15 protein-coding genes are annotated in these 19,094 nt (G+C 44.1%); 5 read left to right on the forward strand and 10 right to left on the reverse strand.

The window, feature by feature from the left end; translation table 11 throughout:
* Nucleotides 1–22 precede the first annotated feature (22 nt).
* Nucleotides 23–931: an SMP-30/gluconolactonase/LRE family protein gene (locus C7475_RS06585; RefSeq protein ID WP_110052841.1), complete on the forward strand. Its 909-nt coding sequence runs from the start codon at nt 23–25 to the stop codon at nt 929–931.
* A gap of 104 nt (nt 932–1,035) precedes the next feature.
* Here the strand turns inward: C7475_RS06585 and C7475_RS06590 are convergent, their stop codons facing one another.
* The 4 genes from C7475_RS06590 to C7475_RS06610 form a co-directional block, all read right to left on the reverse strand.
* The gene (locus C7475_RS06590; protein ID WP_110052467.1) at nt 1,036–1,635 is read right to left on the reverse strand and encodes a hypothetical protein; all 600 of its coding nucleotides are present in this window, start codon (nt 1,633–1,635) and stop codon (nt 1,036–1,038) included.
* Nucleotides 1,636–1,719: 84 nt separating this feature from the next.
* Complete coding sequence (locus tag C7475_RS06595) at nt 1,720–4,239, reverse strand: beta-L-arabinofuranosidase domain-containing protein (protein ID WP_110052469.1); 2,520 nt, start codon at nt 4,237–4,239, stop codon at nt 1,720–1,722.
* A gap of 426 nt (nt 4,240–4,665) precedes the next feature.
* Nucleotides 4,666–5,430 (reverse strand): hypothetical protein, encoded by a 765-nt coding sequence (locus tag C7475_RS06605; RefSeq protein ID WP_110052471.1) that lies wholly within the window; start codon nt 5,428–5,430, stop codon nt 4,666–4,668.
* A 246-nt stretch (nt 5,431–5,676) separates the two neighbouring features.
* Complete coding sequence (locus tag C7475_RS06610) at nt 5,677–7,803, reverse strand: T9SS type A sorting domain-containing protein (protein ID WP_110052473.1); 2,127 nt, start codon at nt 7,801–7,803, stop codon at nt 5,677–5,679.
* Nucleotides 7,804–8,124: 321 nt separating this feature from the next.
* On the opposite strand from C7475_RS06610, the gene C7475_RS06615 reads away from it, so the two are divergent.
* A complete protein-coding gene (locus C7475_RS06615; RefSeq protein ID WP_110052476.1) occupies nt 8,125–8,832 on the forward strand; it encodes a type 1 glutamine amidotransferase domain-containing protein in 708 nt (235 codons plus the stop codon).
* Between the two features lie 74 nt (nt 8,833–8,906).
* Here C7475_RS06615 and C7475_RS06620 read toward each other — a convergent pair whose 3' ends face one another.
* Entirely contained in the window at nt 8,907–9,671 is a 765-nt protein-coding gene (locus C7475_RS06620) for a hypothetical protein (RefSeq protein WP_146217494.1), read from the reverse strand.
* A gap of 441 nt (nt 9,672–10,112) precedes the next feature.
* On the opposite strand from C7475_RS06620, the gene C7475_RS06625 reads away from it, so the two are divergent.
* Nucleotides 10,113–10,667: a hypothetical protein gene (locus tag C7475_RS06625; RefSeq protein ID WP_110052481.1), complete on the forward strand. Its 555-nt coding sequence runs from the start codon at nt 10,113–10,115 to the stop codon at nt 10,665–10,667.
* Here the strand turns inward: C7475_RS06625 and C7475_RS06630 are convergent.
* On the reverse strand, nt 10,639–11,373 hold the full coding sequence (locus C7475_RS06630; RefSeq protein WP_146217495.1) for a hypothetical protein: 735 nt from the start codon (nt 11,371–11,373) through the stop codon (nt 10,639–10,641). The genes C7475_RS06625 and C7475_RS06630 overlap by 29 nt on opposite strands.
* 106 nt (nt 11,374–11,479) lie before the next feature.
* Here C7475_RS06630 and C7475_RS06635 point away from each other — a divergent pair, with 106 nt between their 5' ends.
* Together C7475_RS06635 and C7475_RS06640 are read left to right on the forward strand one after the other, a co-directional pair.
* The gene (locus C7475_RS06635) at nt 11,480–11,827 is read left to right on the forward strand and encodes a helix-turn-helix domain-containing protein (RefSeq protein ID WP_110052486.1); all 348 of its coding nucleotides are present in this window, start codon (nt 11,480–11,482) and stop codon (nt 11,825–11,827) included.
* Nucleotides 11,828–12,067: 240 nt separating this feature from the next.
* Entirely contained in the window at nt 12,068–12,877 is an 810-nt protein-coding gene (locus tag C7475_RS06640; RefSeq protein ID WP_158286439.1) for a class I SAM-dependent methyltransferase, read from the forward strand.
* Here the strand turns inward: C7475_RS06640 and C7475_RS06645 are convergent.
* The 4 genes from C7475_RS06645 to C7475_RS06660 form a co-directional block, all read right to left on the reverse strand.
* Complete coding sequence (locus C7475_RS06645) at nt 12,874–13,614, reverse strand: hypothetical protein (protein WP_110052490.1); 741 nt, start codon at nt 13,612–13,614, stop codon at nt 12,874–12,876. The genes C7475_RS06640 and C7475_RS06645 overlap by 4 nt on opposite strands.
* Before the next feature lie 15 nt (nt 13,615–13,629).
* Nucleotides 13,630–14,754 carry a radical SAM/SPASM domain-containing protein gene (locus C7475_RS06650; protein WP_110052492.1) on the reverse strand — a complete coding sequence of 375 codons (1,125 nt, stop codon included), beginning with the start codon at nt 14,752–14,754 and terminating at the stop codon, nt 13,630–13,632.
* 259 nt (nt 14,755–15,013) lie between these two features.
* The gene (locus tag C7475_RS06655; RefSeq protein ID WP_146217496.1) at nt 15,014–17,488 is read right to left on the reverse strand and encodes a hypothetical protein; all 2,475 of its coding nucleotides are present in this window, start codon (nt 17,486–17,488) and stop codon (nt 15,014–15,016) included.
* A 110-nt stretch (nt 17,489–17,598) separates the two neighbouring features.
* The gene (locus C7475_RS06660; protein WP_110052497.1) at nt 17,599–19,032 is read right to left on the reverse strand and encodes an alpha/beta fold hydrolase; all 1,434 of its coding nucleotides are present in this window, start codon (nt 19,030–19,032) and stop codon (nt 17,599–17,601) included.
* Nucleotides 19,033–19,094: the final 62 nt, after the last annotated feature.

Consider the following 19,094-nt stretch of genomic DNA (forward strand, 5'->3'; position numbering starts at 1 on the left):
TAACTTGTCCTAAAATATGCATATGGGCAGAACCCGCCACTCCACGTTAATTGGTTTATTCCTTATAGCCACGGCCAGTACAGCCGTTGCTCAGCAACCGCAAGCGCTGAAGGTAGTTGCTGCCGGTGCTGAATTAAAACAGGTTTCCAAACAATTCGCCTTTTCGGAGGGACCTGCTGTCAATAAAAAAGGGGACATTTACTTTACAGATCAGCCCAATGATAAGATATGGAAGTATGATACGAAGGGCAAGCTGTCTTTGTTTATGGATAAAACCGGCCGTTCCAATGGCCTGTACTTCGATGCAAAAGGGAACCTGCTATCCTGTGCGGATGAGAAGGATGAGTTATGGTCCATCAGCCCTGATAAAAAGGTAACGGTACTACTCAATAGTTTTGAAGGCAAACGCCTGAACGGTCCCAATGACCTGTGGATCGATCATAAAGGCGGTATTTACTTCACAGATCCATATTACCAGCGCGACTACTGGGACCGTAAACAACCGGACATCCCTGGCCAGAACGTATACTATCTGCCTGAGGGGTCAAAGCAAGCTGTGATCGTGGAAGACAGCATTGTAAAACCTAACGGTATCGTTGGTACGCCGGATGGCAAATACCTGTACGTGGCGGATCTACAGGCTGGCAAAACTTATCGCTATAAGATAAATTCAAACGGCTCACTGACAGACCGGGAGTTATTTGCACCACAAGGCTCGGACGGTATGACGCTGGACAATGAGGGTAACCTGTACATCACCGGTAACGGCGTCACGGTATATGACAAGCATGGAAAAAAGCTGGGTAATATACCTGTACCATCTAACTGGACCGGTAATGTCTGTTTTGGTGGGAAAGCGCGGAAGATCTTGTTCATTACCGCCTCTGAATCAATCTATACTCTACAGATGAAGGTAAGAGGCGTAGAGTGATATTGGGGAATGAGGGGCTGATAATCCGTTTAATGGCAAATCCGTAAATAAAATAAAGCCTGCTGCAAAACATGCAGCAGGCTTTATTTTTTGATACTAATACTTTATTTTTTGATAGCGGAGAGTTGATTATCTACCACCTTCAACGATAATGTGGTAATTGAATCGTTCACCGTCGCATACTTCTCTTTCAGGAATTGCCTTCTTTTATGATCTACATTTGCCATAGTCAATGAATCAGCGATGGTAGAGAGTGAGTTCTTATAACGGTTAAACCTCTCCCGCTGTGTCGGATTGTGCTGGTTCTCAATGAACATCTGCAATGTGTCAAGATAGCTGTTCTGCCTGGACTGCACTTCAGCGATGGTCTGACTGTCAACAGCCTTCGAAACACTATCAGCAAGCAGTTTATTTTTCTGGGATGTAGCCAGGATATTCAATACGGTATCCTTGCTTTTGATCACAGCTTCCTGGTTGGAGATCACATCATTTTTGTATGAGGTAGACATAAAAGTAAATACGCCTACTGTTACGGTCATGATAAAACACACCACCATATAGCGGTTGATCATTTTAAGAATAGCAGGGTTTACTTTTGGCAGGGTAACCAGGCTGGCTATCAGTTTATACGCGAGGTACATCAGCAGGAAACCAAATCCGGCTATACCTGTACCTAAAATCTTCACGATGTCTAAAGTGTCCATAGGAGTTTGAAATGAGCCTCAAATATATATTATTTGGAATATATAATCCTTACCGGCTTTTCAATACTCAATTTTGGGACAACTTTACAATGATTCTATTTTAATGTCATCTATCGAGGCGAGGCAGTCAAAAGCCCTGACACCAATGGCGCCTGAACGAAATTCGCCATCGGTTACAGTAATGACCGGTGAGTCACTATTATTGAAATAGACCATAATCTGATCGTCTTTAGCGATTATTTTTATAGTATACGCTTTGTTCATTTCCAGTTGCTGCGGATACTCTTTCAAAAGCTTCCATTGTTTTTCTGAAGATTTACCCAGCTGTATCCTGTCATTTTCCGCGTCCAGGCCTACATAGTATCCGTTATAACTATCTGCCCCAAGATTCTGGGATGTAACCCTGAATATGATACCGGCATTGCCCTTAGAGGCCAGCTTCACGGTAGCTTCGTAACTAAGGTTACTAAAATGTGAATGGGGAATAGACTTGACGCCATGGATACCATAACCCCAGGAACCTTTGTTCGAAGCGGAGTGAATGGCGCCATCTTTAATGAACCACTGACCGTAGTTCGTCCAGCGGTCCAGGCCCCAATTTGTAAAATCTTCATGGAAACCTACCACACTATCCGGAACGGCCGCCCCGGTTTCTATCACGGGGAAAATACTGATCCTGATGTTCTCTGAACCGTATGGCGCCAGTGTAACGTCTTCCAGTGGTTCGTTTGATCTGACCGGAGCGTATGGTACTTCTTCCGCATGCATTTGATTGTCAGATATCTTCCAGAAAGGTAATTTCCGCGCTTTTGCTTTAAGCGTAACCGGCGTTACTGACTGCTCAAAAGGATTTTCCGGCATCGGTCCCTTTACTACCTTTATGTCGTATTCCGGGAACATACTGTTTAGCTCTAATCCATAGTTCCAGGCAGATGCGGGCTTAACTTCGTAGTCAAAGAACCCTTTTACCGGATGCTCTTTACGGACCGAATAAGCGGCATCCATTTTCAGACTGTATACCAGCGGGCCACGCTCTATCACCATTTCATGAGCTCCCTGGTCTCTGCATTTGACCTTCATGGGAAAATTCAGTACTATCTCATCCCCTTTTTTCCATGTACGGTTCAGTGTAAAAATAGAACCTGGTATTTTCCTGTCTAATTTTTTGCCATTTACAAGTATTTCAGCCTGACCGCACCAAACAGGCATTCTTAATTTCAAGGGAAAGGCCGCCTTCTTTCGCGGTTTGACCTTGATCCTGATCTGTTCGTCAAAAGGATAATTGGTCTCTACTGTGAGTTTTACCGGAACACCGTCTGCCACGATCGCATTCACTTCCACCGGAGCATAGGCAATGACGGCAAGCCCTTTGTCGGGCGTGGCAACCCAGCTATTCTTTACAAAATACGGCCACCCCATGTGCATGTTATAGCGACAGCAACCCATACCAGAATATGGGCTCAATAGAATACCTCCTTCATAATCCTCATCGAAACCACTATGCCCGTGTTTGCAGAACAACTGGTTAGGTTGCGTATAGTACAGGTGCGATTTGAGATCCCGGCTAAACTGAGCCGGCAAAACGTTGAAAGCGATCTTTTCCAGCTGATCCCCAAGCTGTGGGTCATGCACGATCCTTGAGGCTGTTTCGAGGCTTTGCATCCATTCCACAACAGTACAGGTTTCCACTCCCTGAAAGGAACTTCTCCCGGACAGGAATTCTGTTCCTGATGCAATGATGCCTGCCAGCCCATGATCGTTAAGCAGGTTTTTTATTCCTTTCTGCGTGGCCTGCTGATATAACGGATTATGGTTGAGCTGTCCGCAAAGCACGGGGAACTTTAGTGCCTGGCCTACACTAACGCTATGTTTTGTATGAAAGTCATCTCCAAAATAATAGAATGTATTGTTAGTATAAATATCTGCCCAGGGATAAGCCTGCTGATCAAGCTTTCGGGCCAGATCAAGGAGGAACTGGTCGCCGGTTTTATTATATAGCCAGAGTACTATTTCGATATTGTCGCCAGTCCTGGATTTACTCCATTCGTATAGCGGCATTGTATCCAGGCTTGCCAGCTGATATTTGAAATAACGGGTAAAAAAAGGGATCACCTTTTTATCGCCGGTGGCTTCGTAATAACTCTGAAGCGCATACATCATGGGCATCCGTGGCCACCAGTCTTTCATTTTTGCAGGGCCAAAGGAGCCGTCGGCATGTTGATTGTCCAGCGTCCACCTGATCCATTTGAGGGCGCGTTCTTTCAGTGCAGGATCATCAAGGGTATAGGCCAGGGCGATCAACCCTTTTACATAGTATGGCACACGTTCCCAGCCGGAGCCGGTACCACCCAGCCAGTCTGAGTCCGGGCCCAGGTTCTCTGCTTCAGGATAAAGCTCCTCTGCATGACCTGTTGCGCCGTCACGTTGCAGCTCCAGTTGTTTCAACAACCATCCTTTAGCTTTGATGCTTCCCAATGGCAGCTGTACATAACTTTCTGTTGACAGTGGCGCCCTGTTGAAGTCATAGGTCTTATTCCGGGTCTGTGCGGTAGAAAACAAGGAAAGCCATAACAGCAGACTAGTTGATAAAATGGTTCTCAGCATGGAATATATCGTGTGATTGAAATTACTCAGCTCAAATATAATAGAACTCTTCGCTTTTTTTTAGCTCTTCCACAAATCCATGTGATAAATGGCATGACAAATATTGCCATTCAGAAAAAGCTCAACGGGAAGGTAGTAGACTGGATGGAAAAGGTAACAGATGTATTTGCAGGCAGATCGTAGTATTATAGCCGTAGCATCACTGGAGGGAAGGTGGACTTGATGCGGATCTCATTTTCCGGAGATATACTGCTGTAGAAATCAATAATAAAGTGTGAGAAGGTCTGTTAAGACAATGGCTATACTGTCCGCAAGCCGGGTTGCAGGTAGATGGACAAAAGTGTCCGATGTTCAAAGGTATTTGCGGGTTGTAACATTCAATGGATATCTATCACCAAAATACATTTCTCAGGCGGCTACAGGGCTTTATTCGCGTTGAATAAGAGGTTGAGCAGGATAATTGTCTGCAGGCCCTGATAAGGCCCTTTGATATGGCAGGGACATAGGCTGCCGGGGATATACAGGCTTGTGAATAAGCTGCGGTATCTGAGGCACTGATACGGCGATAATATCAGCAGCCAGGTATTTCGCGTTAGCCGAGGGGTATTCATGGTACAATCCTCTTACCTGTAAAGTTACGATGAGCGTACCTTTGCCCGGAGCATCCACAGGGATTGCCGCACCGGTAAAAGGTTCCTGAGGGTCGATAGTGATCACTACAGCATCTGTATCAACGATCCGATGTTCTGCGAAATTGATACGTACAGCGATCACTTTTACTTCCAGTGCAGTAACGCCTTTGACCTGCGGCAGTATTTGTGCCGGAATGTGCAATATTCCATCCCTGGACAATTTGGGTGCTATTTGGAAAAACTTGTCTATGCCGGTATGCTGATTAAAGCGGAAACCTGTTATCGCCTCTGTGTTATTTCTGCCCGCCTGGATCAATGTTTTATTTAACCGGTTGATATGACTGCTATCGCAATGTACATCCAGTTCCTCCATGAAGGCGCTACGGATAAGCGCACCTTTTCGGCTGGCTATGCCGAATCGCCGTGCGGCACGGCAGGTGGCGTGCGTTTGCCGTACCGTTTCGGGTGCGCTGCGCAGAAAGTATTTGCCGTTACGGCGATAACCTATCATATTACCGAGCTTGCCGGTAAAGGTTATTAAAGAAGTCTGTCTTGCCATTGAAGATGTTTTGGTTAGATACAAAGTTAACATAAGCTTAGAAGAGCTTTTTACGACACGATTGAAGATTGTCTAAGCCGTTCATATGAAACATTTTCAAATATTCAAGTATGATCAATCAAATATGTGCAAACGTTCAACCTCACCCGAATGCCATTTCGAGAATTTCGAAATCGCAGCTTAAAATAAGAACGGCTACCCTTGTTATAAAAGGGCAGCCGTTCTTGTTTAAGCTGTATAAACCATTTAGTGCGTCACTACTAATTTCTGGGTTACACTTCTCCCCTGCTGCTCGACACGTAAAAAATACATCCCTGACCGCAGCTCGCTTACCGGCAAGCTTGCCTGCCCTCCTTCGATGTTGATGACCCGCTGACCGGCTGCGATCCCGTTCACATTGAGGATCGTCACCACGCCATTTCCTTTCCATCCATTCCGGAATTTGAGGATGGCCGTATTAGTGGCGGGCTGGGGATACACCTGAAGCAATCCGGAGAAACTGCTTTCGTCTATGGCTGCCTGGGCTGTGGCCTCAGTCATATCGGCCACTCTAAGCGGGCTATTTACAGTGATCGTATCGCTGATGATGATATCTTCTATATAGGTCTTGAAATTGCCTGTTTCTCCTCCATGATCATAAGCGATCATGATGCGGTCTATGGTCTTTCCATTCAACCAGTTACCGATGTTACTGAAGATTCGGCGCCAGTTATTGACTACGCCATGACCGGCTCCGGGATGCATGGATGTTCCATTCTGGTCGGTAGCGCCAATATCACGCAGGGTCGTCCCATCTGTCATTACCAGGTCCACCGTTACATAACGGGACAAGTTGTTGGTCGGATAGGTCCAGAAACTCAGTTTGGTAGCTGCATTTACAGGTATGTTCACATCGAATGCCCGGAAATAATAGTAAGATGTGCCAGCTGAATTATCCGTTCCACTTACACGAATAGATGAGGGGCCTGTATGACTGGTTTCGCCGGTTACGACGCCACACAAAGGAGCGCTCACATTTTGCGGTACAGAACTGGGGTCGGCGCTATTCGTCCAGCTTAACATGGCGTCATACCCGGCTTCCATGCTGGTACGGAACCACAGGGGCGCCGTGGAATAAGGTATGGGCACATTAGTGGTCAGGGGCTGATTTCCCTTCAGCACCTGGGTTGCGCGGCCGGTCAGGCGCAGGTAAAAGTCGGAACCGATATAAGTCCCGTCTGCGCTGCTGGTCAGAAAATATTGATTATTAGGCACGGCGAAATAGCTGTCTGCCATTTTCATAATGTTGGTGCCTTCATCATATTCATCAAACATGGCGATATAGGCCGTACTCAATCCCACGTTCTTAATGTTGTACAGCTGCCGCCAAAAGAACTCGCCTTTGTTACGGGGAATATCGTTCACCGGTCCGCCGTTCCAGTTACTCCATGCAAAACCTGAGAAGATAACCGGTTGATAATCGATGTTATGTGCGTTACAATAAGCGACATCAGGCACGATGAGATTGTTCTTAAAATTATCTGCCCCTGTATTGTCCTTGAAACGGCCTACGCTCCAGGGAGAGAGCATATCGAATGCGTCAAATACTGCACTATAACCCGGGTGCGTATCATTCACCCCTGTGCGCCAGTAAGTAGGCACCCCTCCTATCACATAGTAACCTTTAGCCTTCAGCCAGTTGATGATAGCGAGGCTGTTGGCCGGGGCGCTCACACGGCCCACAAGGCCGAAACCCCATATGCATACTACCGGTTTGCCATCCTGATGTGCGTAATAAGGCGAGTTTACTACATTCAGGTCATTTTCTATGTGCAGCCAGTCGTTCTTAAAGTAGGTGGTATCGTCGGCGCTCATGTCATACATGATGTAAAAAGAGCGCTGGTATTTTTCTGCAGCACGACGCAGCCGCTGCGTAACGCTATCGCGGTTGGTACGGAATACGCCGTCACGGGTTTCGCCGAGGAAGCGTTGCAATGCCGCTCCGTCGATGCCGTTGTCCTGCATCCATTTGAAGTGCAGATCAATCACATTGTAATACCAGGAAGAAAAGAGTTTGGATGGCTGACCATTATTCAGGTTGCCGAGAGAAGTCTGGAACAGGTTACCGGAGGCATACTCTGTGACATCAGGATAAGCTTCAAAAGTAATAGCTCCGGGAGCAGGTACGCCGTTGTTGGATTGATACTGACCGGCCGACCAATGCCGCCAACGGGCTACCGGCGAGCCATCACCAAAAGTGTTAAACCAGGCCTGGTAACCGCAGATGACCCTTCCGGTAACAGACTGGGCGATAGGGGCCACCTGGGCTAAAGAAATTAAAGGGTTGCAAAACAGGGTTGCAATCAACAGGAATTGTAACATTTTTCTCCGCATATACGTGGATTTGGTTTACTACAAAGTAATAAGTGACGGCTTAATAAAAGGATTAATAATTCGCTTAATTAGTGATTAACTTTTATAAATACGATGTCCTGCTATAGAAGACGTAGTTACATGGCCATTTTGAATGATAAAAAGTTGCCAAAAACAATTTTCAGGGTGAGGTGTTTGTTAAGGTACGTTTATGATAACGTCGTAAATGTCCGAGCCAATCTAATAGAGCACCATGGGCACGTATGTCCTATCAAACCTCCGTCTCAGGATTGCCTCCAAAAATTCAGGTGAAATAACACATCAATCTAAAAACCAGAAATTATGAAAATTGAGAAAGTTCTGTTCGTTGTCACCTCTCATGATGAGTTGGGTAATACCGGCAAAAAGACCGGTCTCTGGATTGAGGAGTTCGCCGCTCCTTATTATAAGTTTCATGATCTTGGAAAGGAAATTGTTATTGCATCGCCTAAAGGCGGGCAGGCCCCTATCGACCCTAAGAGCGATCTACCGGAAAATCAGACAGAAGCAACGAAACGATATTACAGTGATAAGGAAACACAAGGCAAGTTAAGCAATACTGTTCTGTTGAGCAGTGTTTCCGAAAGTGATTTTGATACCGTATTTTATCCTGGCGGACATGGCCCGATGTGGGACCTTCCTGACAATAAGGATTCTATAAAACTGATCGAATCATTTTATAATAACGGAAAGCCTGTCGCACTGGTCTGCCATGCCCCGGTTGCATTAAAGAATGTAAAAACCCCTGATGGCGAATGGCTTGTCAAGGGAAAAAAAGTAGCCGCATTTACCAATTCAGAAGAAGAAGCGGTAGAACTAACAACAGTAGTACCTTTCCTTTTGGAAGACATGCTGATAGAAAGAGGCGCGAATTTCCAGAAAGGCGAAAACTGGAAACCTTTTGTAACGCAGGAAGGGTTATTGATCACAGGACAAAATCCGGCATCCTCCGTTCTGGCTGCCGACACGCTGCTTAAATATGCAGAAGAACTGGTTGAAAAAGAAGTGTAAGAATCACTTACAGGAATAGAAAAGAGCCCTGCAAAATTGCCGGCTCTTTTCTATCAAAAGTGAATGACAGCCGGCTAGCGGCACTGATAGGATATGGCTATATTACTGAATGCAATATTTGCAAACTGGCCTTCTCTTTTTTCTCCCTGATCAAATGCAGTCGGTAATCCATAGGCATTGTAAGACAATGCGACATTCACATTATTACGACTATAGTCCCCACTCAGAAACTGCCATATCGGATGCAGGCTATTAATGTTCACTTTATTGTCGTATTTGAAATCGGATAAAGTAACTACACCTCCAGCGTCTGTTACTTTTTCAAGATTTCCCTGCTGGTTATAATGATAGTTGTATGCAAAGCGTACATCCGGATTGGATATGCCTTTATGTCTGACCTGGATCAACCGGTCCTTATTGTCGTATGTGTATTCACGGAGATAGTCGGGCCGGTTTGGAACATCCGTAAAGCCGAGTGTATAGACGGTATCGCTGGAGATGCGGCCTTTATAGTCATATGCGTATCGGAACCTGATCTCATAGTTGGTGGGATGGCGGTATAAGCCTATCAAATCTATTAAACGGTCACGTTTGTCATATTTAAATACGAACCGCGGCCTTCCGGTAGAAACAAATGTCCTGTTCATTTCTACGGGGTTTCCTTTATTATTATATTTTATGGTGATGGTGTCCTGGTCGTAACCGATACGACCGATCAGCTGATGTACACGACAGTATTGACCGCCGGGAGGATAGTGATCATCTTTACTACAGGCTGTCAATAAGAAGCTCATAACAAAAACAGCAGCACACGAAAGTGTAGTTGAGAATGCTTTCATAAGTAGAATTTAAACAATGAAAAATTAGAGTAATGCATACAGGTTATATTCTGCAAGTGAGAACAGAAAATAGAAACGGGTGTAACGGGTTATAGGAGATGTAGTTATTTTGGTGTCACAACATTAATAAAAAGAAAAGTGCGGGATGATTTTAGTTAGTGAAATGGGCATTCCGGTTCGTAACCGGCCTAAAATGATGATTATCATTTCTGATTAACTTTATTTACACTTTAACCTTATCGGTAAAGTGAATGTGGGCTAACTGATATTGAGGTGCTCGAATACTTTCTTTACAATGCGGTCGCATTTTATAAGATGGAAACTATACACCTGGTCTTTCATGTAACCATTTAAATTCTCTCTCACAATACCATCGCAAACGTACATCGTGAAATATAAATTTTGTCTATCTTACAGCCAACTAGTCCCTATACATACACAATGGCAAATAAATCAATAAGCAGTAGGAATCTTGCAGGCCTAACATTTTTCTCTGGCATCATCTTTCTGTTGCTCAATTTAACTAGTATCCATTCAGAATACTATCTTGGTGAAGATCTGGTTGAAATAACCGTAAAGATGACAGAAAGTCCGGCGGACATTCATACAAGATCAACTGCAACCACCCGCTATTCCTTAAAAACAGCTGAATACCCCTGCGAATTCTGGCTATCATTCAGTGCCTATAAGCTTATAAAGGATGATAAGGCTGCAAAAAAACAACTTGATCAAATTATTGCCGGTGATCTAGTTACGGTTGAAATAAGAGCCAATAAAAAAATCTACCTGGAACAATCGTCTGCCGCAATGCCGGTTATGGGATTGAAAACCCAAACAAGCCAGATACTAGACTCCAAAAAGCTCGAGCAGGCGGATAAAAAAAGGCTTATGATCAATATTGGTCTGTCAATACTAGCAATCATAGGGGGAATACTGATCTTCTTCTTCTCCAAAGAAAGTAACCCACTCAATTCGGTGGCTGAAAATTTCTCTTAGCTGTCTTATGCTTATCTCTTATAGACAATAATTCATCTTCCTTTAGATCCAACTGTTGCAAGATGACATCACATTCTGCTATCTTTTCTTTATCATTCATTACATCCGCCAGTTCTATACGCATTACCGCTACTTCTGCTACTTCAAACCGGTTTTCACCATCGCGGTGTTTCAAGGCCACATCAAGGGTTTGGGCCGCCATATTATCGTCGTTCTTATAATCACGAAAGCGCTTTGCAACTGCTAAAGCCTTCTTCATCCTACTTTGGTCGCGATTATCAGCATCTTCCCAATTCTGCTGATCTTGCTCACCGTAACTCACAAAGATCACTGAATTACCTGATGCATCCGTGAGTGTGAAACGTGTAGCCCCCGGCTTCATTCGTGATATTCTTGGAATACCTGCATGCGGTACCTTACCTGTATGTTGTTTAAACCTATCCGTAAATTCCTTGTATACAGCAGCTGCATCCTGTACTGTAACCAGGCAACCGGTATAGCCATTGGCATGTTTGTCCATTCCTTTTATATAGCCAAAATGAAGGGCATATCCGCCCCGTTCTACCACACCATATTGATAAGGCCGCGTTTGTTTATAGGTGATACTATATCCTAACATCTCCCAGAAATCAAGGGTCTCAACAACGGACACACATGGTAAAATGGGAATCGTACACCATTCCCTGTTAGTAGTTCTTTCTAGCATGTTGAAATATTTTCCGCAAGTTAAGCCACCGTTCAATAAACCTGCCTTTACATACTTATTTGTAGATAAAGCAAACGCAATAACCTGCAAATTGTATTTTTGAGTTATGACGAATTTGACCTACGAAGGCAGACTATACTACAGCCCTATCGAACTGACAATGGCATTTATCGGTGGTACCTGGAAAATGCCCATCCTGCTTGCATTGCGTAAAGGACCAGTAAGGTATGGCGACTTAAGGAACACCATCTCGCATATCACTGATAAGATGTTATACAGTCAGTTGCGTGACCTGGAGAAAAAAGGCATGGTCACAAGAAAGGTTTACAAATCAAAGCCGCCGCGGGTAGATTACATGCTGACTGATCTGGGTAAAAAATCGATTAAACTTATCGACAAAATAAATGATTTCGGCTGCTATCTAATGGAAGTTGAAGGCATTAAACGGACATGACTTCCGGTAGCAGTAATACCGGTTAATTTAGCAACGCATACCACTGAAGGCACCGTGTTCCGATAACCCTATGTTGTTACCCATCTATCCCACGAGGAATGGATGGAAGAAAGCGGTTCAGATCCTGAACCGCTTTTTTATTATAATAATGTATTACTTTTATTGACAGACAATTATCTAGACTCCAATCATCTGCTACTATAACAAACAGACCATTCCCATATGTGCCCTGAAAAATCAATGATAACATGCAACATTTGCCAGGGAGCGGCAAGCCGTTATCCGCTCAAGATGCAATCAGCAGAGATCTTCTATTGCAGGACCTGCGATACTTTTATAAAGCAGGCCAGTCAACAGGACATCGAACTACATCTTGCCGGTCGTGGATATACCGATCTCAATAATGAACAATTTTTAAAACAGAAACGAAGCCCGTTTTTCAATAGCATCATAGATCAATCCCGCAAGTATATTACACCATCAACATGGCTTGACTTCGGCTGCGCTTATGGACATCTGCCGGAAATACTGAACAGTAAAGGATATCAGGGCTACGGTGTAGAGATCAACGCAGCGCTATTTGATCACTGCAAACGAAAGGGATTGCCGGTCTTTACTTCTATGGAAATGATACCTGCTTCCCAACGTTTTAATGTTATAAGCGCTATTGACTCTCTTTATTACGATCCGTCTCCCACAAACACTATTAAAGCTTTTCATCAGCACCTTAAAGAAGATGGCATACTGATCATAAGAAATACTAACCGTAACTGGCTGATAAAATGCTATAAGCTGCTCGGGATCAGATCACGCGAAGGCGGGATGGGCGATGCTTTTATAGGGTACAGCAAAAAGTCCATCCAAAAACTATTGGAATCAGCGGGTTTTCAGATACTGAAGTATCAATATAGCGAACAGGGTAAAAGACATTCTCTGTTTCACAGTATCTTTTACAATCTGACAAGTATATTCTCGATGCTGAGTTTTTACAGATATCCTGTTACTCCCGGTATTATCATTATCGCCAGGAAAAAGCCTCTTATAGACTAGTCTATGCTATACAGGTCGTACTCTCGTTTTCCTTTTTTAATGTTTGACCAGGCCTGCCGGATGTCTTTAACGGAGTAGTACATAGATTGCATAAAATTGTTCCTCCATCTGTGAGAGTGAAGCAGGATATGTAAGCCCTGATCAAGGGATGTCTGATCTATCTGGTTATACAGACTAAAGATGCGGACAAAGGTATCCCGCGCATGGATCATTTTGAATTTCCGTACAAGAAAATAAGCTTCTCCCAACAGGTCCGCTTCTTTTATCAGCTCCGGATATTCCATGATGAGCTCATTGTTTAACAGATAGCCGTTTTTAGGAAGAAAAAGCTCAGAGTGACTACAAACAGTTTTAATGTCAATGCCTACTTTTCTGAACTGTGACACTTCTTTAAGGAAAAGCTTCCTTGCTGCGGAGAAATCGCCCTGGCAACGGTCAAGGCATTCATAATGAAAACCCACTTCGTGATTCAGGGATTGGATCTCTAACATAATGTCGGGAATAAAAACATTCCGTCTCGTGTGAAAATAAAAAGTAGCAGGAAAGTCAATTTCATGCAGCTTCTTTGCAAATTTAAGCGCTACCTCGGGGGAATTCTCTACATCGAATCTCAGGATGAGCAGGTTTTCCCTGGTATCAAGATCATGAAGCTCCGAAATTTTGTACACTTTTCTTTGGGATCGCTGAAGCGTAAGGGTACTGATAATATCAGAGAAGATATAAGGTTTGAGGTGCATAACAATCAGGTATTATTATTTAAGGATGTCTTTGGTGTACTTATTTGCGTATTTATAGTTGTCCATAACAGTTGTATCATATACAAGGGGGCAGCCATGACAAAAAGATTGCTGGCCGCAACTATGAGCGCTCCGGGAATCAGAGACGACTTTTCTTATTTCCTGGTAAGGCGCGCCATTCCATACTTCAGACAAACTGGAGTTAAATATATTACCGAGAGAAGGCGTGGTCAGCTTCTTTTCTTTATGATACTGCTCACCGAGCCTGTATGTACAACAAGGTATAACGTCTCCGTTATACTTTATCACAGTGCCAAGATAAGGCCAGTGACAATGGGGAATAAGCTTGCCTTTTCTGGCAGATTTAATACTATAGGTACCCGGATCATAATCGGTATAATTATGCAGGCTACCCCAGAAGGTTGTAAACTGGTCTACTCCCATTCCGTAGAACAACTCCTGTGCGGCGGGAATATCATGAACGTTGTGCTGATACTTTATATACTGCACTTCCACTCTGGGATACTCCATGTTCAGCTCTTTCCTCAACTGGCAGATACGACGAAGGTTGTCGATCACAACATTGATCCTTCCTCCTATTCTTGTGATCTGATAGTCTTCCTGTTTTAATCCATCAACGCAGACGGTCAAATGTGTTAACCCGCTTTGCACCAATTCTTTCAATTTCTCATCACTGAGGTTAAATGAAAAATTAGAGCTTATATGGGTATTTAATTTTGCATCACTTGCAATCCTGCACATTTTGGCAAGATCAGGATGAATTAAAGGATCACCCAGATAATATAATGACACTAGTGTTGTCCTACCTTTTATCTCATCGATGATGCGTGTGAACTGACCGATATTCATTTTCTGATCGGCAGAGAAGCCCTGCTTCTGTATGTCCTCATTCGTGGAGGATTTGGCATGTACGCATACTGTACATGATAAGTTGCAAACAGGGGAGATATCAATCTTTACGATAACGGGACTGGCCTTTACTTTGTGTTGCCTGGTAAGGAATGCTGTAATGGCTACCAGACTATTAAAGGCTTTAGAGACGGACATGTTGTCGACGAACCGACCAAGCCGTCTTCTGATTAACTTTTTATAGTTAACTTTTCGAAGCGTGGAATTCATCCTTTGGGGGTTATGGTTATTTTAATGCTAACTAATGTAACATTTTATACCGAGAAGGCAAAAAAATATAACCATATACCTGATTATTTCTATATGCTGCGCATTTCTTTTAAGCGTCCGTTTACATCGAATGTTATACGATAATTACGTCTTGCGCCACGTATCATAACATACCATCCTTTTACATGTACAGCCTTGATCTGCGTAAAATAAAATGAGCATGCCAGGGGACGAAATAATGGCGGAGTTGTTTAGCTTTTTATTCCTCACCCGGCATAATAATATGACTTCCTTCGGAAACAGTCTCATATCTTTCACTCCAGGTAAGCCAATGGTCCAGTTCCGGTTCAAGAGGAGCTGCATCAGGTTCTCCCCTGTCAAAGTAAGCCATGCCTGCCATGTTTTCCAGTCCTGATTTCAGTTTCTCCATCCATTTCTGCCAGTAGAAAATATCTCCGCGTTCATGATAGGCATAGTTCCATATAGATTGCTGGTATTGACGATACAGCTTCAACCGTGATGCATCTTTTTCCTTTGCAGTAGTAAGTATTGCTTCTGCTATTATCTTTAATTCATCTTCTTCATCCTTACTTACTGCAGTGAAGTGTTTTGGATAAATACCCAGTGGATACATCAGCTGATGGAGAATTTCCAGATCATCTACATGCATACCCGCTATCACGAACGAGCCGATCCCAGCATCGAGTCGCAGCAACGCACCTCCCCTGTCACTGATAGCTGCATTCACTTCTGTCATGAAGTCGCGGTCAATAGGTTGATGATGATATGGATCAGGAATTTGAAAAGCAACTCCCCAATTGTAATTGGTCACGATATCCAGTTTCTCTCCATTTTCAGCAAGAGGTTTCTTCCTGGTTATTTCCTGCGCCAGCTCCCACTGTATCAGTCCGTCCAGCAATGCAGCTGAAGGCGCCCAGTCCGGATAGCTGGCAAGACCACGATGCTCACTGTCTTCCGTATATCTTGCAAAGATGTAAGCAAACGGGAATGCTGCGGCGTAGAGTACCCTTTTGCAGATCACTATTGCTATTGTTTGATACGCCGCCTCTTCCTGACCGTTCCTGAACATCCAGACTAATTTCCACAGCTGTTCCTGGTCAATGGTCTTCACGTATTTGTTGTTCCAGCGGACCTTCCGGTCGATGATCCTTTTAACCAGTCCGAAGTGCTTCAGTATGTCGTCCTTTGCCGCTGCCGGCGCCAGCACCCAGTCTTCGCCATGCTTTGTTAGTGTAGCGACGTTGCCGTCCTCTCCCATATACCAGGAATAGTATTTCTGTTTATCAAGATTGATAGCCACTACCGAAGAAGGATTTGCTTCGCCATTTGCGTCTATTTCCGCCCCTCCTTTGATCAATGTGATATGCCAGTCATCTTCAGTAAAAGAAGCTTTATAGTTGTCAGGCCCTAAAAGCGTCATACTTATCACCCCAGCCAGATCATCGGCAGAGGTCTCTGTGTATTCGATCTGTGGCTTCAGCAATGGAATCCCTTCCTGGATGGTACTGTAAAGCAGGAACCCTTCCTCTTCGTCAAAAAGCGCATCGATCAGCTTCTCCCTGATCACATCATTATCATTCTTATCATACAATTCCAGCACCTTCACCCTGGCGAATTCTTCGAAATAAAAATGATAATCGTCCGAGATCACGACCGGGCACCACACATAGGATGTTCCATATAACTCACCATGATTGTAAATACCCATCAGCATTTCTTCAACGGCAATATATCCTTTGATGTAGATGATCTGTCCGCCGACACATACATTCTTTGCTTTCAGGTTCCCCAGCACGATCAGCGAGCAGGCGCCGTCCGTGTTCTGGTTGATGATACTACCCTTCACGTGGAGATCGCCTACAACTATTATGCTCATATAGTCCTCCATATCCAGGTCCAGTTCATCCAGCACAGTAGTCCCATTATAGAGCAGGAACTTATCATCCGGCAGGCCCGGAGACCTCTCTTCTACAATGGCAAAAGGATATGCTTCGTATTTAGCTTTCAGATTTTGCACCAGCGGTTTAGCTCTCTCCCACGATATAATTTCCGGTTCGGAATTATTGGCAGCAGATATATTACCCAGGTTATCCCTGAATATTTTACGCTCTTCTTTTAACATATGCAGCAGCCGGTCGTCGCCACCAAAGAGATATTCATCTTCGTCCAGCAATTCATCCGCCACTTCCGGCAACAGGATATGCCGCCAGTTCGTATAATCAGCTGCTTCTATCTGCCATCCACGGCAATATGTTGCTGCATTGATCTTTCCTTTAATGGTTGCTCCATGATCGTCAATGATCAGGATCTTGCCATTCAGATCACCTTCAATCTCTAGTCTCCCGTGGTTATAATATGCCAGCATCGCATCTGCAACCGTCACATTACCTTTGACAATGATCTCTGCACATCCGGCAGCCAGGTCCTTACAGGTGAGTGATCCGTTTACGATGAGGAAAGCCGAATAGGTATCCAGTTCGAAGTCAATAACAGGTGCATTGACGGTAAGGTTACCGTTTACAATAATACCAGCTACATTTTGTTCGCTGTAAAGATCAAACAGGTCCAGATATTCATTAATGATCGTGTCTCCTTCATATACTCTGACTACGAGTGGATCATTGTCTGCTTCCAGCATTTCAAGATCAGTAGCAATTGAGGTCACCAATTCCTGGTTTATTGCATCTCTTAAGGATAGCGTAGTTAATTTCACGGTACGAACTATTAATCAGGCCATGAAGATAATCAGAAAAGATATAGCCTGTACCTTTAATAGCAAAGATTATCGCAGTGGTAACGTGAACGCCTGATGTCACTTTTGCTTTAGTAAAAGATGATGTCGTTCCGGTCAGATATTAATTGCTGATATGGATTATTCAGAAACCGGACAAGGTAGGGCTGTACGTCTCTGCCAATCACGCCATGATACTTATTAATGAATAGTAAACGCTGACTATTAGGCATGTAGTGATGAATCATATCGATATACAAAGGCCTGCATGCATTATCCATTTCTCCATCGGCCAGAAATGCCGGCTTGGCTGAATAAAAGGGTTGTTTAGTTCCTGCTTTGACAGGTGTATAGTTCCAGCAATCACACATAGCGTTGTAGACGTCATTAATATGATATCCTTCCATATATGGGTAAGCGTTATTTATCTGCCTGAGTATATGCTCATCGTGATAAATAGCCTGATCGGCACAGTATACGGTGATCCGCATACCGGATGGACCTCGGTGGCCGCTAAATGTGTAGTCCAGTAGTTTCGTTACATATTCGCGATGGTTTCCTTTGATCAGTTCCGTGATAACATAGGGCGCTTCCTTTCCAAAATAATTTTGGATAATATCGAACAGGTCATTGCGGTTATATGCTACGCGGATAGAATCCGTCGCACCTTTTTCCAGGTAAGAGATATAAAACGGTTTCTGACCGATGGCTGTAAAGTATGCTGTGAATTTCTCTTTGAGGTCGCCGTATAATGCCTGATCTGCGGAATCCTTTTTACAGTGCTCAAACAGTATGTTCAGTGCTTCGTTGAAATTGGCGGGTTCATCTTCATCGATCGGTACAAACGTAGGTAATGGAGAATCCAGTATCAGGGACCTGATGCGGGAAGGGTCACGCTGTAGCACTGCCTGCATCAGCCCACCACTGTAAGAAATACCAAACAGATTGACAGAATCAATGCGCAGTACGGACAGCAGGTCGTGAATATCGGATACTGTCTCGTCAGTATTATATCCTGCAAGATCGATGCCGCGTGCCTCCAGCCCTTTCCGGAGCCGCTTTACACCTTCGACTACCATACTATCTTTGTTCAGGTTATACTTGTAAGATTCTTTAACAGCAGCGCCCAGTTCCGGTCCTGAAAGGCTGGGAATGGAGTATCCTGCCCCACGTTGTTCAAATGCAATACAGTCCCTGTCATTGATGATCATACTATTGGCGGCGCCTCTTGCCCAACCCAGGGAACCACTGCCGGGTCCTCCGCCAGTGAAAAGGACCGGGTCTTTCCGTTTATCAGGATTCTTACTTTCAACGATAATAAATGGCAGCTTAACGGTCTTTCCGTTTTGCTTTTTTCTATTCTCCGGCACAACCAGGTAAGCACAGGTCGTCTTAAAAGAACTGTCTATTTTAACGGGACATGCGCAGGGCTCTATAACAGGCTGATAAGCCTTTTTCTGTTGTGACCGCGCGGCTGCAAACAGGAAAATATTTATAATTAAGCTGAGTAATATTGCCTTCTTCATCAATATTTTTTTTTCAAAAGTAGATTAGCAGCAGTTGCCAGTCCAGGTAAAAAACGGACATT

It is taken from the genome of Chitinophaga sp. S165 (genome assembly GCF_003182155.1).
Taxonomy (GTDB): Bacteria; Bacteroidota; Bacteroidia; order Chitinophagales; family Chitinophagaceae; genus Chitinophaga.

What these genes read in the sequence shown, in the direction of transcription:
- C7475_RS06585 (WP_110052841.1), top strand. Translation starts at nt 23, where the DNA reads ATGGGCAGAACCCGCCACTCCACGTTAATTGGTTTATTCCTTATAGCC.
- C7475_RS06590 (WP_110052467.1), bottom strand. Translation starts at nt 1,635, where the DNA reads ATGGACACTTTAGACATCGTGAAGATTTTAGGTACAGGTATAGCCGGA.
- C7475_RS06595 (WP_110052469.1), bottom strand. Translation starts at nt 4,239, where the DNA reads ATGCTGAGAACCATTTTATCAACTAGTCTGCTGTTATGGCTTTCCTTG.
- C7475_RS06605 (WP_110052471.1), bottom strand. Translation starts at nt 5,430, where the DNA reads ATGGCAAGACAGACTTCTTTAATAACCTTTACCGGCAAGCTCGGTAAT.
- C7475_RS06610 (WP_110052473.1), bottom strand. Translation starts at nt 7,803, where the DNA reads ATGCGGAGAAAAATGTTACAATTCCTGTTGATTGCAACCCTGTTTTGC.
- C7475_RS06615 (WP_110052476.1), top strand. Translation starts at nt 8,125, where the DNA reads ATGAAAATTGAGAAAGTTCTGTTCGTTGTCACCTCTCATGATGAGTTG.
- C7475_RS06620 (WP_146217494.1), bottom strand. Translation starts at nt 9,671, where the DNA reads ATGAAAGCATTCTCAACTACACTTTCGTGTGCTGCTGTTTTTGTTATG.
- C7475_RS06625 (WP_110052481.1), top strand. Translation starts at nt 10,113, where the DNA reads ATGGCAAATAAATCAATAAGCAGTAGGAATCTTGCAGGCCTAACATTT.
- C7475_RS06630 (WP_146217495.1), bottom strand. Translation starts at nt 11,373, where the DNA reads ATGCTAGAAAGAACTACTAACAGGGAATGGTGTACGATTCCCATTTTA.
- C7475_RS06635 (WP_110052486.1), top strand. Translation starts at nt 11,480, where the DNA reads ATGACGAATTTGACCTACGAAGGCAGACTATACTACAGCCCTATCGAA.
- C7475_RS06640 (WP_158286439.1), top strand. Translation starts at nt 12,068, where the DNA reads ATGATAACATGCAACATTTGCCAGGGAGCGGCAAGCCGTTATCCGCTC.
- C7475_RS06645 (WP_110052490.1), bottom strand. Translation starts at nt 13,614, where the DNA reads ATGCACCTCAAACCTTATATCTTCTCTGATATTATCAGTACCCTTACG.
- C7475_RS06650 (WP_110052492.1), bottom strand. Translation starts at nt 14,754, where the DNA reads ATGAATTCCACGCTTCGAAAAGTTAACTATAAAAAGTTAATCAGAAGA.
- C7475_RS06660 (WP_110052497.1), bottom strand. Translation starts at nt 19,032, where the DNA reads ATGAAGAAGGCAATATTACTCAGCTTAATTATAAATATTTTCCTGTTT.